This is a genomic window from Streptomyces sp. ActVer, assembly GCF_027270795.1.
GTDB classification, from domain to species: Bacteria; Actinomycetota; Actinomycetes; order Streptomycetales; family Streptomycetaceae; genus Streptomyces; species Streptomyces umbrinus_A.
The window spans coordinates 1-14,996 of the sequence record NZ_JAPWHT010000250.1 but is presented as its reverse complement, the minus strand read 5'-3'; the positions used below and the strand labels follow the sequence as shown (position 1 = coordinate 14,996).

Genomic DNA, 14,996 nt, shown 5'->3' with positions numbered 1-14,996 from the left:
GGCCTCCCGGCCCTGCCGGGAGCGTCGCCGTCGGGGCGGGCCGGCAGGACCCGGGCGGCGAAGCCGACGACGTCCTGGACGACCCGTTCGGGCTCCTCCCAGTACAGAAGGTGTCCGGCGCCCTCGTACACGACGAGCGTCGAGCCGTGGATCGCGTCGAGGATCCGCTGCTGGTCGGCGCGCGGCAGCACGCTGTCCGCGTCGCCCCAGAGAACGAGCGTGGGTACGAGGATTCCCCTCAGTGTCGCGGCGAGGTCCGCCTCCAGAAGGCCGCGCATGGTCTCCTGCCACACCCGTGCGGGCACCTTGAGGTTCTCCTCGGCCATCGTCGCCAGGAGTCCGCGGCCCAGCGGCCGGCTCGCGAGGTCGCCCAGCAGGTCCTCCGCGAAGGCGCGCGGCACGGGGTCTTCCAGCGCCTGGACCTTCTCCCACAGAGCCGTGATGCCGGGCTTGTCGGCGAGCGTCGCGGGGACGCCCACCAGGACCAGGCCCGCGACCCGGTCCGGATGGCTGCCCGCCACCATCCGGGCGGCCACTCCGCCGCTCGACGCCCCGACCAGGACGGCACGGCCGATTCCGGCCGCGTCGAGGAATTCGACCAGGTCGCCGGCGAAGTCCTCCGGCCCGTAGCCGTCCGGGGGCCGTTCGGCGTCGCCGTGGCCCCGCTGAGTGGGCGCGTATCCGTGCACCGCGGCGGGGAGCTGCCGGAGCAGCGGTTCGAACGTCCACCAGGAGTCCGCGAGGCCGTGCACGAAGACCACGGGAAGGCCCTCCGGATAGCCCGCCTCGGCATACGGGAGGACGAGCCCGCTCCTCAGCTGGGCGGACTTCACCGCGATCGTGCTCACGGCGGCCCTCCTGACGTCGGTCGGCCCCCCTCGCACGCGGACCCGCGGGGCGGCGCCACGATCTCTCCCATCGTAATGACGGGCACGGCGGCCCGCCCGTCCACGGCAGGGCGGGCCTCGCTCCCGCGGTGGCCTCCCGGTTGGCTTTTCGGCGGATTCCCTGTTGCTGCCCGGAGGCTCCCGGGGGCTTTTCGGCGGCTTCTCCGGGCTTGCTGCCTTCAACTCCTTGCGGGCGTAGGGGGATTTCTTGCTGTCTTTGCTTCAGATCTTGACGAGCTTGGTTCAGACCTTTAGGTTCACCGATCGCTGAGCTCCCACGCATGCGCTCATCGTTCATGTTCATGAACCGCGATTCCTCAACCCCCCACTCGCGCAGGAGAATCCGTGCTCAGATCGACGAGACCACCCGGACGTCGGATACCCACGCTCATCTCCGCCCTCGCCCTGGTGGCGTCGGCCGCGACCGCCATGGCGGCGGCCCCGCCCACGAAGGCCGCAGGGGCCGCCGCCCTCCCCACCGGCTGGGCCACTGTCGTGAACGCGGGCAGCGGCAAGTGTGTCGACGCCCGAGCCGCCGGAACGGCCGACGGCACCGCCGTCCAGCAGTACGCGTGCAACAGCAGCCGGGCCCAGCAGTGGCAGCTCCGCGACACCTCCGACGGACGGGTCCGCGTCGACAGCCGCGGCGGCCCGTCCAACTCCACCACCAACGTCGCCAACCTCGTCAGCCACCCGTGACCGTGAACAGGCCTGTACTCGTGAGAAGGAAGGGACGTTCCATGTCCGGAATCAGATCCTCCGGTCCGGTGCGCGTCGCGCTGCGGGTCCTCGTGCTGCTGGCGACTCTGCTGGGTCTCGCCGCGCCGCCCGCCCAGGCGGCCTCCCCGGCGGCCCCGTTCAAGGTGCTCGCCCTCTACAGCGGTACGTGGGACGCCGCGCACATCAGTTTCGTCCGTGAGGCCAACCAGTGGTTCCCGGCCCGGGCCGCCGAGAACGGCTTCACGTACACGTCGAGCACCGACTGGAACCTCCTGGCCAACGGGGGCGTGAACACGTACCAGGTCGTGCTGTTCCTCGACGAACTGCCGCAGACCGCCAACCAGCGGGCGGGCTTCGAGCGGTACATGCGCGGGGGCGGCGGCTGGCTGGGCTTCCACGTCTCGGCGTTCACGACCCAGGAGCAGAACTGGCCCTGGTACCACCAGCAGTTCCTCGGCAGCGGGAACTTCAGGTCCAACACCTGGGGGCCGACGACCGCCGTCCTGCGGACCGAGGACCGTACGCACGCCTCGACCAGGAACCTGCCCGCCACGTTCACCTCGTCGGTCAGCGAGTGGTACAGCTGGTCCAACGACCTACGACGGAATCCGGACATCAAGATCCTTGCGTCGGTCGACGCCAGCAGCTTCCCGCTGGGCACGGATCCCAACCAGACCTGGTACAGCGGGTACTACCCGATCCTGTGGACGAACGCGAAGTACCGCATGCTGTATGCAAACTTCGGCCACAACGCAATGGACTACGCCTCCAACACCCCGCTGTCGTCCACGTTCGCGAGTGCGACCCAGAACCGCTTCCTGCTCGACGGGCTGAAGTGGCTCGGCACCACCTGAACCGCTCTTTCCGGAAAGGACATCAAGCCAGGCGTTCGACGGTTCGTGCTACAGCCATCGCCGCTGTGGGCTAGATTTCGAACGCCTCGATTCCGGACTCCATCGGAGGGGCGCTCTGCGCGGAATTTCTGGAGCGGCACATGCACCCCTTGGAAGTTGTCAGACCGGCTCGGCCATTGATGCAGGGAGGGCTCGCGGACAGTCTCTTCGAGACGGCTGAACGCGATCCCACCCTGTCCCAACTGGCCCGTCGTTCGGACGCCGCTCCGGGGGCCTGGGAACCGGTGTCCGCGGTCGAGCTGCGGGACGAGGTCGTGGACGTGGCCCGGGGCTTCATCGCGGCCGGGATCTTCCCGGGCCACCGCGTGGCCGTCATGGCACGCACCCGCTACGAGTGGACCGTGCTCAGCTACGCGCTCTGGTCGGTGGGCGCCGAGATCGTGCCGATCTACCCGACGTCGTCGCACGAGCAGGTCGGCTGGATCCTCAAGGACGCCGGCTGCGTCGCGGTCGTGGTGGAGGACGAGCAGGGCATCATGACGGTCGGCTCCGTGTGCGCCTCGCTGCCGACCCTGCAGCACGTCTGGCAACTGGACTCCGGGGCCCTGACGGACCTGATGGAACAGGGCCGGTCGGTACCGTTCACCACCGTCGAGTCGATGCGCCGGATCGTGCTGCCCGACTCGACCGCGGTCATCGCCTACACCTCGGGTACGACGGGGCCTCCCAAGGGATGTGCCCTGAGCCATCGCAGCCTGGCGAGTTCCTGCGACACCCTGCTGGCCGGCTGGGGCCACACGGTGGCACCCCCCGGGCAGCAGCCGGCCATCCTCGCCTTCCTGCCCTTCTCGCACGTGTACGGCCTCATGATCCAGGGGCTGTGCATGCGCGGCGGGATGCTGATGGGGCACGTGCCCGATCTGCGCCCGGAGACGCTGTCGGCCGCCCTTCTCTCCTTCCGCCCCACGTTCCTCTACGCCGTCCCGTCCGTCTTCGAGAAGATCTACAAGAATTTCCTGCGCAAGGCCCAGGAGGCGGGCCGCGGCGCCCTGTTCGAGCGCGCGGTCCGCGCGGCGCAGGATTTCGCCGAGGCCTCCGAGCGACAGCGGCTGGGAACGGGTCCGGGCCCCGGTTTCGATCTGCGGCTGCAACACGCCCTCTACGAGAAGACGGTGTACCGAAAGCTGCGTGCGGGGCTGGGCGGAAGAGTCCGCGGCGCGGTGTCGGGCGGCTCACCCCTCAACCGTGAACTCGCCCTCTTCTACTCGGGAATCGGGATTTTCGTCCACGACGGATACGGGCTCACGGAAACCAGCGGCGGAATTACGGCCCAGCCGGTGGGCCGGGAGAAATTCGGAACCGTCGGACGCCCCCTGCCCGACATGGAGGTCCACGTCGCCGAGGACGGGGAGATCCTGGTGCGGGGACCCGCGGTCTTCCAGGGCTACATCAACGACGAGCCGAGCACCCGGGCCGCGCTGTACAACGGCTGGCTGGCCACCGGCGACATCGGCCGGCTCGACAGCGAGGGCTATCTGAGCATCACCGGACGCAAGAAGGACATCGTCATCACGAGCAGCGGCAAGAGCGTCGCTCCCGCGGCTCTGGAGGAGCGGCTGCGGGTCCATCCGCTCATCCATCAGGCGGTCGTCGTGGGCGACAACCGGCCCTGTGTGGGAGCGCTGATCACCCTCGATCCGGACTTCCTGGCGCACTGGCGCTCGGTCCTCGCCATACCGGGCGAGGTGCACGACCGCGAGATGCGCGAGGAGAACGCCCTGCGCGAAGAGGTCAAGCGCGCCGTCGCCGCGGCCAACAGCACCGTGTCGCGCTCGGAGTCGATCCGCGTGTACCGCGTACTCCCGGAAGCGTTCGACCTGGCCAACGGCATGCTCACCCCCTCGATGAAGCTGCGCAGGGACGCCATCGCGGAACGCTACGCCGCCGAGATCGAGGCCATGTACCAGTCGTCCTCGCGAGTCCCCCCTGGTCTCTCGGCCGCTGATCCCTACAGCTGGGACGACGCGGACAATGTCTTCAGGTGAGCCGTCGTGTTCACCTGAGCCATTCGTACGACGCCTGACGTGGTCAGGTCCGGGGAGACAGACATGCGACGAGTACACGGGGTCCGTCCGGCGCGGCTGGCCGGGGTGACGGCTCTCCTCGGGGCCATCGTGGCCTGTGGGAGCAGCGAAGCGGGGGCCGGGGACGCCTCGCCGGGCCCCGACACCGCCCAGGCCTCCCCCACCGCCCGCCCTTCGCCGTCGCACGCCCGCTTCGTCGAGGAGATCGAGTGGGCCGACGGGCGCCGCGTGGGCATGTACTACGCCGCGAAGCGCGGGCTCATGGAGCAGCACCAGGACACCGCGGGCGGGGCGTGGAGCAAGCCCCGCCTGGTCCACGCGACCACGTCCGATCCGTGCCAGGGCATCACGCTCAAGGCATTCGAAGGCGGTACGGTCGCGGCCATCGCCGACTGGGGTCCCTACTGCTCCGACGGTGAACCGCCGATGGAGTCCATCGCCGCGGTCGGCACCAAGAACCTGTCGAAGTGGGACACGAAGCTCAAGGAGAGCTTCGACGGCTGGGCGAAGGTCGAGGCGTCGGACGGCGTCGAGCGCCTGACGTTCACCCGCTCGTCCACCGAGTGGCTGACCCGGCTGCGCTGGAGCCGGACGGACGGCTTCGGCGAGGTGGAGGACATCCGCCGGTAGGTCCACGGGGCACGAGCGGCAGCCTCGCCGCCCGGTCGGCTCTCCTCAGGAATTTGCGTCGTGCACGCTTCTTGACGCCTCTTGATCGAGAGACTTACTTTCGCAGCGATTAAAACGATTCAACCACCAGGCCCCTCAGGGGGTCTCTTCGTGCTGCCCTCCGGGAGTGACAGGAACCATGGACGACCTCACCGCAGTTCACCGGCCGGGCATTCCACGCCGTACGCTGCTCGCCGCCGCCGCGGCCACGACAGCGGCGCCGGGTGCTCTCACCTGGGCGGGACCCGGAAGCGCTGCGGCCGCCTCCGCCACCGGGGCCTCCTCGGGCTTCGCCGAGCCGGGCCGCTCGGTGCGGCCGAAGTTCCGCTGGTGGTGGCCCGACGGCCTGGTGCGGCCCGACGAGATCAGACGGGAGATCGACCAGATCGCCGACGCGGGCTTCGGCGGCGCCGAGATAGCCGCCGTGCACCACAGCGTCGCCGACCCGTCGGTGCTGGACACCGAGCGCCACGGCTGGGGCAGCCCCTCATGGGTCGCCGGTGTCGAGGCCGCGCTGAGCCAGGCGGCCCGACGCGGCCTCACCATCGATCTCACCGTCGGCCCCGCGTGGCCCGCGGCGGTACCCGGCATCACCCCCGACAGCGAGGCCGCGGTCAAGGAACTCGCCCACGGGGCCGTCACGTTGGCCCCTGGTACCGCCTACTCCGGCCCGGTCCCCGAGCCCGTCCACGAGGCGGCCTCCGGCGTCACCGGGCAACGGCTGCTCCTGGTGCAGGCGGCGCGGGTGAACACCGCGAACTCCACCCGCAAGGAGACCGGCCTCGACCAGGACTCGGTCCGCGACCTCACCCCCACCGTCTCCGACGGCACGATCGGCTGGACCGCGCCCGACGACGCCACCTGGGTCCTGATCGCGTACTGGGTGCGCGGCTCCGGCCAGACACCGGAGGCCGGCCCGCACACCGACCCGCCCTCCTACGTCGTCGACCACTTCAGCGCGGCCGGCACCCGAGCGGTGACCGACTTCTGGGAGGCCCACCTCCTCACCCCGGCGATCCGCCGCCTGCTCAAGGTCTCCGGCGGCGCGCTCTTCGAGGACTCGATCGAGCTGGAGACCGACGGGCTCCAGTGGACGCCCGGCCTGCCCGACGCGTTCCGGGAGCACACCGGCCGCTCCCTGCTGCCGCTGCTGCCCGCCGTCATCCTCGACAACAGCAACCAGGTCTTCGCCTTCGAGGCCGCCGCCACCCGCCAGATCCGGCACGACTTCTGGGAGACGGTCTCCACTCTCTTCAACAGGCACCACGTCGGGGCGCTGCGCACCTGGGCGCACTCGCTCGGCCTCCAACTTCGCTCCCAGCCCTACGGGTTGCAGACCGACGCCATCGCCTCGGCCGCGCTCCTGGACATCGCCGAGGGCGAGTCCCTGGGCTTCAAGAACCTCGACGACTACCGCTGTCTGGCCGGCGGCCGTGACATGGCCGGGCACACCGTGCTCTCGTGCGAGGCGGGCGCCTACTCCGGCAGCGCCTACAGCACCACCTGGCAGCGGTTCCTGCGCACCATGGGCGGCGCCTACGCGGCCGGCGTCAACCAGACCGTCGTGCACGGCTTCTCCTACGCCGAGCTGCCGGGCGTCAACTGGCCGGGATACGCGGCCTTCACCCCGTACAAGGGCACGGTCGGCTACGGCGAGTCCTGGGGCCCGCGCCATCCGACCTGGAAGCACGTGCCGGACGTCTCCGGCTACCTCGGGCGGGTCCACCAGGTACTGCAGACCGGCCGGCCGAGGGCCGATGTGGCGGTGTTCCGGCAGACCGGCTACACAGCCACCGGCATCGGCGCCTCCTGGTTCACCGCCACGGGCATCACCCTGGGCTGGACCCACCAGTTCCTCAGCGGCCCGCTGCTCGACCTGCCCGCCGCGACGGTACGCAGGGGACGGCTCGCACCCGACGGCCCGGCCTACAAGGCCCTGTTCGTCGAGGGCGACTTCTTCTACGGCTCCACGGTGACCCTTGCCCTGCGGGACGCCCGGGCCCTGCTGCGGCTCACCCGCGCCGGACTGCCGATCGTGCTGCTCGGAGCGTGGGACACCGTCGTGCCGTCCGGCGTCCCCGACAGCGGTGAGACCGATGAACTGCGCTCGGTGGTGGCGGAGTTGCTCGCCCAGCCGCGGGTCCGTCGCGTCTCCGACAAGACCGCGGTGCCAACCGCGCTCACCGAGCTCGGCGTACGGCCCGACGCCGGATACGCGTCCGCCTCCACCCTCCTCAACGCCCACCGGGTGGCCGACGGCGTCGACTACTACTACCTCTGCAACGGCAAGCACGCCGAAACCGTGAAACCGCCCGTGGCCGCCATCGACCACGAGGTCACCCTGCGTCGCACGACGGCCAAGGGGGTGCCGTATCTGCTGGACCCGTGGACCGGCGGAGCCGCGCGCATCGCCCGGTACACGGAGGACGGCGACACGGTCACCGTGCGGGTCGCCCTCCAGCCCGCGGAGACGATCGTCGTGGCGATCGGGCGGCCCGGCCTCTTCGGCGACCGCAACGGCGGCCGTCCGCACGCGGTCGCCAGCGAGGCCGACGAGGTGCGCTTCACGGACGCCGGACTCACCGTCCGCGCCACGACGGCGGGCACCTACCGGACCGAACTGTCCCACGGACGCACGGTGCGTACGTCCCTCAAAGACGTTCCCGGGCCGACGGAACTCACCTCCTGGAGCCTGCGCGTACAGGACTGGCGGCCCGGCGCCACGGCCACCGGAACCACCGTCGTCGAACACGACCTGACCCTGGACGCCCTGGTGCCCTGGTCACAGATCCCGGAACTCGCCGACGTCTCGGGCATCGGCCGCTACCGCGCCACGGTCACGCTCGGCGACGCCTGGACAGGTGGCCGCGGCGCACGTCTCGAACTGGGCGCCGTCACCGACACCTGCCGCGTCACCGTGAACGGCCACCGCCTCGACCCGGTCGGCCAGATCCACCCCGTGGTGGACCTCGGTGGCCTGCTCCGCCGCGGGCAGAACGTCATCGAGGTCGAGGTGGCGACCCCGCTCGCCAACCGGCTGCGGGTCAGCGATCCAGGGGTGTACGGCGGCCTGGCACGGCAGTCGTACGGGCTGATGGGGCCGGTACGCCTCGTGCCGTATGGAGAGGCCCGCGTCGGCACGCCCACCCACTAGAAGCTCGTCGTGGTGTTCCGGGAGGCCGGGCTCGCCCTGCCCCGGCCTCCCGGAACCCCACTCGCCCGACACTGTCCCCCGTCCGGCGTCGGCGGGCCGGCACCGCGGAACGCTCCCCCGTTGTTCCCCCGTGCTCCCCCGTACGCCCACGTCGGTCGCACCGGCCCGCCATGACCTCAGACTTCACGGTCGGGCCATTGTCCGGCAGTCCCCTGTCGCCACTTCAGACAATTTCCCGGCGCGAGTGGTGCGTTCTCGCCATGCCCCTTTCCCCACCGCCACCAAGATTCGTAGCGTGCGGGGCGAAGGGTGCACACAGCGACGGGGGATGCGATGGGACGTCGTGAGCGGCCGCTGGACCCGGCCGAGGGACCCATCGCGCAGTTCGCGTACGAGCTGCGGAAGTTGCGCCGGGAGGCGGGCGGGATCACCTACCGCGCGATGGCCCGGCAGGCGCACTACTCCGCCGCCACACTCGCGCACGCGGCGGCCGGAGAGCGGCTGGCCTCGCTGCCGGTGGCCCTCGCCTATGCCGAGGCGTGCGGCGGGGACCGCGACGAGTGGGAACGGCGGTGGCACCAGGCCGCCCAGGACGCGGCCGAGGAGAGCCGCGCGGCCGACGACGACGCGGAAGCTCCCTATCCAGGTCTGGCCCGGTTCGAGGCGAGCGACAGCGAACGCTTCTTCGGCCGGGACCACCTCGTCGGCCAACTCGTCGACCTGGTCCGGGAGAAGGACTTCGTCGTCCTGACGGGCCCGTCAGGCAGCGGCAAGTCCTCCCTGCTGCGCGCCGGTCTCATCCCCCGCCTCCAGAAGACCGACCCGCCGCGCGTCCGGCCCGCGACGATCCGGATCCTCACCCCGGGACCGCACCCGGCGCAGACCCACGCCGACGTCCTGGATCCGGGCACCACCCGCTCCGGGACCGTCATCGTGGTCGACCAGTTCGAGGAACTCTTCACCCTCTGCGCCGATCCCGCCGAGCGAAAAGGCTTCCTCGACCTGCTGTTCACCGCCGTCCGCCAAGACCACGGCATCCGCGTCGTAGTCGCGGTCCGCGCCGACTTCTACGGCCACTGCGCCCGGTACCGCCGACTCGCGCAGGCCGCACAGGAAGCCACGCTCCTGGTGGCTCCCATGAGCACGGAAGAGCTGCGCGAGACGATCGTGAAACCGGCCGCGCTCGGGGGTCTGATCGTCGAACGGACGCTGACCTCGCGGATCGTCGCCGAGATCCAGGACGAGCCCGGTGGCCTGGCCCTCATGTCCCACGCCCTGCTGGAAACCTGGCGCAGACGCCGGGGCAGAGCACTGGGCGAGGCCGCGTACGACGCCGCGGGAGGCATCCAAGGGGCGATCGCCCGCACCGCCGAGGAACTCTACGAGAGCCTCACCGGCGGGCAGGCCGAAACCGCCCGCCGCATCCTGCTCCGCCTGGTGAGCCCGGGTCAGGGGACCGGGGACACACGCCGTCCGACCCGGCGCACGGAACTCACCGCGCTGGGCGGCGCCACGGACGCCGACACGGACGTCGTGCTCGAACGGCTCGCCCGCGCCCGTCTCATCACGCTCGACGAGGACACCGTCGACCTCGCCCACGAGGCCGTGCTCACCGCATGGCCCCGGCTGCGTACCTGGATCGACGAGGACCGCGAAAGGCTCAGGTCCCAGCACCGGCTCACCGAGGCGGCGGCCACCTGGCAGGACCTCGGACGGGACACGGGCTCCCTCTACCGGGGCGTGCGGCTGTCCACCGCCGAGGAGCAGTTCGGCGCCACGGACGATCTCACCCCGCTGGAACGGGAGTTCCTCGACGCCGGCCTCGACGCCCGCCGGGGTGAGCGGCGAGGCCGCAGGACCCGTACGGTCGTCCTGTCCGTCCTCGTGGTGCTCAGCCTCGTCGCGGCGCTCGTCGCCTGGCAGCAGAACCAGTCCGGCGAGCGGCGGCGGATCGAGGCGGAGGCCCGGCGGCTCGTCGGAGTCGCGGAGAGTCTGCGCCTGTCCGACCCGGTCACGGCGATGCGGCTCAGCCTCGCCGCGTGGCGCGTCGCCAACCTTCCCGAGACGCGCTCCGCGCTGCTCGGCGCCGCGGCGCAGCGGAACCAGGACGTGTTCACCGATCCCGACGGCACCGACGAGACCATGCGGCATCTCAGCGCCGACGGCCGCACGCTGCTCAGCGTCGGCACCGATCAGGTGACCCGGTGGGACGTGGGGGCGGGACGGCGTACGGCCACCTGGCCCGGGCTCGGCGGGGCCGCGAAGGGCGTGGGGTTCATCCGGGCGGACGCGTCGTGGATCCCCGAGTTCGACAAGGGAAGGGCCGCGTTGCGGAACCTCGCCACGGGGCGCCGGGACGGGACGCCGCTGGCGGTCGCCGACGGCGGTGTCGAGATGGGGACGAGCGGTCGCAGCCTCCTCGTCTACCACGCCGAGGGATCCGAGCGCCGGGTGCAGCTCTGGGACGCCCGGTCCCGGCGGAAGCTCCTGGAGATCGCGCGCGACACGGACGCGAAGGTGGACGGGGCGACCGGCGCCCAGGTGGAGTGGGCGAGGCTCACGGCCCACATGAACCGGCAGCGGAAGGACGGCCGAGGCACGGCCCTGACGGACGACCCCGCCTTCACGGATGCCACGGTCAGCGCGGACGACCGTCTGCTGGCCCTGTGTGTCCCGGGCGAGCGCTTCGAGTTGTGGGATGTCACGGAGAAGCGCCGCCTGGCCGCGCCCTGGCTGCCGAAAGCGACCATCGAGCAGTGTGTGAAGGAGCGGATCGAGTTCACGCCCGACGGCAGGTATCTGGGGCTGATCGACGCCACCGGATACCGGGCGTGGGAGGTCTCGTCGGGCAAGGAGCTGCCCGCGGTCGCCTACTCAGGCCTGAAGGTCGCTCAACTCAGTGCGGACGGCGCGTTCTTGGTGGCGTCTGACGGCGAGGAGATCCTGGTCTGGCGGATGGACTCACCCGACTTCCCGGTCGTACGGCACCAGTTGGCCGGCGAGACCGTCCAGGAGATCAGGATCGACACGGAGGCCGGCATCGTCCGGTACCTCGGCGGCCCGGAGGGCTCATGGGGACCTGCCGTCCACACACTGAACGTCAGCAGCGCCGTGCACACCCGCTGGGAGCAATCCCCGGCTCTGGCCGTCGAGTTCGGCCCCGACGGCAGGACTCTTGCCGTCGCCCGCGCGGACGAGGACGGGAAGCACCTCCGGTTCCGCCTGGTCGACGGACGTACGGGACGGCTGCTGGCCGAGCCTCCGCCGCTACCGTGCCGGGTCCCCTCGGGAGCTGCGATGTACGGAGAGTGCGATGCCCTGCTCGCCTTCGATTCCACCGGATCGGAACTCGCCTACGGCGTGGCGAACCACACGTCGCCGACCGCCGCGACCGAGCTGTCCCTCTACGACATTCCGCGGCGGCGCGTCACCAGCACCCTCGGCTCCGGCGAAGTCGGCCCGGAGCCACTGACCGGTATCTCCTTCGGTACCGGTGACCGGACGCTGCTCCTCTCCTCGCTGCCCGGGGCCATGTCCGAGGCCACCCGTGTCTGGGACCTCCGTCGCCGGACCGTCGTCGGCACGCTCCCGGGCTCCGTCGGCGCGGTGACCTCGCATCCCGACGGCGACCTGGTCGTCACCGAGCGCGGGCAGGCCTACCGCATGCCCGCGGGCACCCGGCTGCCGTCCGTCAGAAGCCCCGGCAAGTCCACCGCTCTGGCCTTCAGCCCGGACGGTGATCATCTGGCCGTCGGTGACGGCTCCGGCCGGGTCGTCCTCTGGGACGGGCGACTGAACCGACGGCTCGGAGTCCTCGCCGACCCGGACACGACCACCTACCAGTACGTGTCGGCCCTGGCCTTCTCCAGCGACGGCCGCACGCTCGCCGTCGCGGGTGACGAGGGCACCCTGCAGCTCTGGGACGTCTCCTCCCGCCGACGGATCGGATCCGCGCTCGTCACACCGGGCGACACCGTCCGCGCGCTGGCGTTCGGCCCCGACGACGACATCCTCTACGCCGCCGGGGACCACGCCCCTTTGCAGACGTACGAGATCACCCCGGATCGCGCGGCCCGGACCGTCTGCCGTCGCGTGACCAGCGGGCTGTCGAAGGACGACTGGGACCGATACGTCCAGGACGTCCCCTACAAACGGAGTTGCCCGAAGGCTTAGACGGACCGCCGGGCCCACCTGGGCGGACCGCGGGGATCCCTCTCCTGCCGGGGCCGGGGCGCCCCGGCGAGGAACGCCACCGGCCCACGACCGCCTGAGCGGTTGCGGGCCGGTGGCGTTCTCCACGGAGACCGGATCTACCGGGAGGCCGCCGCGACGACCTCGCCTTCGAACGAGCCCACGGGCGTGGAAAACGCCATCGCCGGTACGGGCATCTCGCGGGGCGTCCGACGGGCCTCCCGCAGACTGGGCGCGGGGCCGGCCGGGACCAGCGGAGCGCGCTCGATGGCGCGGGCCCGGCGCGAGAACCAGACGATCTTTCCGCCGGTGCCAGTGCCGCAACAGCCCCAGCCGTCGCTCAGCGCGGCGATGCGGGCCAGACAGCCGGGCGTGACGGACTCCGGGTGGAACCCGCCGTCATTGTCGGCGACGGCGGTGATGAGGTGCTGGCCGTTCCACCACATCTCGATCGTGGTGTTCTTGTCGGCCGCGTGCTCCCCGATCGAGCGGAGCAGCACATCGGCGCAGTGGCAGACGGGCTCGACGAGGTTCTCAAGGTTCCAGTACCGGAGATGGGCGGCCAGAATGCGCCTGACCTGGTCGACCCGCTCCGAACTGACTTCCACGTCGAGGTGGTAGTAGCAGGGCACTACGGTCTTCATCGTCGTTGGCTCCTCACCGGCGAAGCTCTTGCTCCTCCTCGCCCCTGCGGGCCGAGCCCCGAACACGAAGCGTGAGCAGTGATCGCTCCTGAGTCAGTCCCAGAGTGGGAGCGGTACTCCATTCGTGCAACACGAGAGAGCGCCGGATGTAGTTGAAGCGACAACAGGACGTTGGGTGCAACCGCGTGCACCATGGGTGAGGGCGTCGGCCGCTGTAGCCGGTCGATGCCTCTCCGTGCACGGGCTTCACGCACGATCCGGGCGAACCGTGCGCATTCGAGGGAGTGGAAGGTGACCAGTGAAATGCTGCTGCCTGCCAAAGCCGAGGTCGCCAGGCATCTGGAGCTGTACCGAGCCTGGGAACGCATGATGCTCGCGGCCCCCGCCGACCGTGCGGCGCGGGGCAATTTCGAGGACACGGGCTACACGCTGTGCGTGCTGATGGGCAAACGCTGCGCGCGGGAGGCCGTGCACGCCGCCGAGCGCTATCTGTCGGTCGGGCCGGGCGCCCGCCGCCGCGACCGGGCCAAAGGTGGCCCGGCCAACGGCAGGCGCCCCGCCAAGTCCGGCAGGCCCGGCCGTTCCGACGGTCTCGCGGCAAGCCCTGTGGCCTAACGGGGTCCCCGACGCCGCTGCCCGGCTCGGACCGGGCGCGAGAACGGCGACAACAGCGAGAACGGCGAAGAGCGCAAGCACAGCGAAGTAGGCGCAGAAGTTCGCAGTAGACGACGGAGGTGAGATCCATGACCGACAACCCGGCCGACGGCCGTGTCCCCCCTGTTGGCCGCGTGCCCATCGTCCCGATCGGCCGCGTCCCTGTGGTGGATGTCCGACCGGCCGTCGACCGCGGCACCCGCCCGGCGAAGGCTGTCCCGGGCGAAGCCTTCCAGGTCACCGCCACCGTCTTCGGCGAGGGTCACGACGCGGTCGCCGCGAACGTCGTCCTGCGCGATCCGCAGGGCCGTACGGGCCCCTGGACCCCGATGCGCGAACTGGCCCCCGGCACCGACCGCTGGGGCGCCGACGTCACCCCCGGAGCGGTGGGCGACTGGGTCTACTGGGTGGAGGCCTGGTCCGACCCCGTGACCACCTGGCGCCGGGCCGCCGGCATCAAGATTCCGGCGGGCATCGATGTCGGACTGGTCCTGGAGGAGGGCGCCGAACTGTACGAACGGGCCGCCTCCGGGGTCCCGCACGAGGCGGGGCGAGCGGCGGTACTGACCGCCGTGGACGCTCTGCGCGACGAGTCCCGGCCGCCGATCGCCCGCCTCGCAGCCGCCCTGACCCCGGACGTGGACACGGCGCTGGCGGACCACCCCCTGCGGGAACGGGTCTCCCGATCGGCCCCGCTGCCCTTGCTGGTGGAGCGGGAGCGGGCGCTGTACGGCTCCTGGTACGAGTTCTTCCCACGCTCGGAGGGCGCGGTGGTCGAGCCCGACAGGCCGCCGGTCAGCGGCACCTTCCGGACCGCCGCGCGACGGCTGCCGGCGATCGCGGAGATGGGCTTCGACGTGGTGTACCTGCCACCGATCCACCCCATCGGTACGACCTTCCGCAAGGGCCCCAACAACAACCTGTCAGCGGGCCGTCGGGATGTCGGGGTCCCCTGGGCGATCGGCTCGCCGGAGGGCGGGCACGACGCCGTCCACCCCGACCTCGGCACGATCGACGACTTCGACGCCTTCGTACGCACCGCGGCGGAGCTGGGTCTCGAAGTCGCCCTGGACTTCGCGCTCCAGTGCTCGCCGGACCACCCGTGGGTGGAGAAGCACCCGGAGTGGTTCCACCACCGC

General features: G+C 71.1%; 9 protein-coding genes and 1 pseudogene. 8 read left to right on the top strand and 2 right to left on the bottom strand.

The features are described from left to right. A partial coding sequence (locus O3Q52_RS32685) for an alpha/beta fold hydrolase (RefSeq protein WP_269652290.1) occupies positions 1-848 on the bottom strand: 848 nt, incomplete at its 3' end. Positions 849-1,232: 384 nt separating this feature from the next. Between O3Q52_RS32685 and O3Q52_RS32680 the strand changes: the two genes are divergently transcribed. The 6 genes and pseudogenes from O3Q52_RS32680 (at position 1,233) to O3Q52_RS32655 (ending at position 12,541) form a co-directional block, all read left to right on the top strand. Next, entirely contained in the window at positions 1,233-1,586 is a 354-nt protein-coding gene (locus tag O3Q52_RS32680; protein ID WP_269652289.1) for an RICIN domain-containing protein, read from the top strand. Between the two features lie 41 nt (positions 1,587-1,627). Beyond that, positions 1,628-2,452: pseudogene (locus O3Q52_RS32675) on the top strand (ThuA domain-containing protein); the annotation flags it as partial. A 188-nt stretch (positions 2,453-2,640) separates the two neighbouring features. Further along, the gene (locus O3Q52_RS32670; RefSeq protein ID WP_269652291.1) at positions 2,641-4,506 is read left to right on the top strand and encodes a long-chain fatty acid--CoA ligase; all 1,866 of its coding nucleotides are present in this window, start codon (positions 2,641-2,643) and stop codon (positions 4,504-4,506) included. Between the two features lie 63 nt (positions 4,507-4,569). Further along, positions 4,570-5,175, top strand: coding sequence for a hypothetical protein (locus O3Q52_RS32665; protein ID WP_269652288.1), 606 nt, complete (start codon positions 4,570-4,572; stop codon positions 5,173-5,175). 178 nt (positions 5,176-5,353) lie between these two features. After that, on the top strand, positions 5,354-8,368 hold the full coding sequence (locus tag O3Q52_RS32660) for a glycosyl hydrolase (RefSeq protein ID WP_269652287.1): 3,015 nt from the start codon (positions 5,354-5,356) through the stop codon (positions 8,366-8,368). A gap of 333 nt (positions 8,369-8,701) precedes the next feature. After that, positions 8,702-12,541, top strand: a complete 3,840-nt coding sequence (locus O3Q52_RS32655; RefSeq protein WP_269652286.1) for a helix-turn-helix domain-containing protein — start codon at positions 8,702-8,704, stop codon at positions 12,539-12,541. Between the two features lie 137 nt (positions 12,542-12,678). Here the strand turns inward: O3Q52_RS32655 and O3Q52_RS32650 are convergent, their stop codons facing one another. Further along, on the bottom strand, positions 12,679-13,203 hold the full coding sequence (locus O3Q52_RS32650) for a pep a2 (RefSeq protein WP_269652285.1): 525 nt from the start codon (positions 13,201-13,203) through the stop codon (positions 12,679-12,681). A gap of 303 nt (positions 13,204-13,506) precedes the next feature. Here O3Q52_RS32650 and O3Q52_RS32645 point away from each other — a divergent pair, with 303 nt between their 5' ends. Both O3Q52_RS32645 and O3Q52_RS32640 read left to right on the top strand, forming a co-directional pair. Beyond that, positions 13,507-13,818 (top strand): DUF5133 domain-containing protein, encoded by a 312-nt coding sequence (locus O3Q52_RS32645; protein ID WP_055615034.1) that lies wholly within the window; start codon positions 13,507-13,509, stop codon positions 13,816-13,818. 128 nt (positions 13,819-13,946) lie between these two features. Continuing rightward, positions 13,947-14,996, top strand: a 1,050-nt coding sequence (locus O3Q52_RS32640) for a maltotransferase domain-containing protein (RefSeq protein WP_269652284.1), incomplete at its 3' end; no start/stop codon positions are given.

Excerpts from the sequence above, each read along its gene's own strand:
- O3Q52_RS32660 (WP_269652287.1), top strand. The coding sequence starts at position 5,354 with ATGGACGACCTCACCGCAGTTCACCGGCCGGGCATTCCACGCCGTACG.
- O3Q52_RS32670 (WP_269652291.1), top strand. The coding sequence starts at position 2,641 with ATGCAGGGAGGGCTCGCGGACAGTCTCTTCGAGACGGCTGAACGCGAT.
- O3Q52_RS32650 (WP_269652285.1), bottom strand. The coding sequence starts at position 13,203 with ATGAAGACCGTAGTGCCCTGCTACTACCACCTCGACGTGGAAGTCAGT.
- O3Q52_RS32655 (WP_269652286.1), top strand. The coding sequence starts at position 8,702 with ATGGGACGTCGTGAGCGGCCGCTGGACCCGGCCGAGGGACCCATCGCG.
- O3Q52_RS32645 (WP_055615034.1), top strand. The coding sequence starts at position 13,507 with ATGCTGCTGCCTGCCAAAGCCGAGGTCGCCAGGCATCTGGAGCTGTAC.
- O3Q52_RS32665 (WP_269652288.1), top strand. The coding sequence starts at position 4,570 with ATGCGACGAGTACACGGGGTCCGTCCGGCGCGGCTGGCCGGGGTGACG.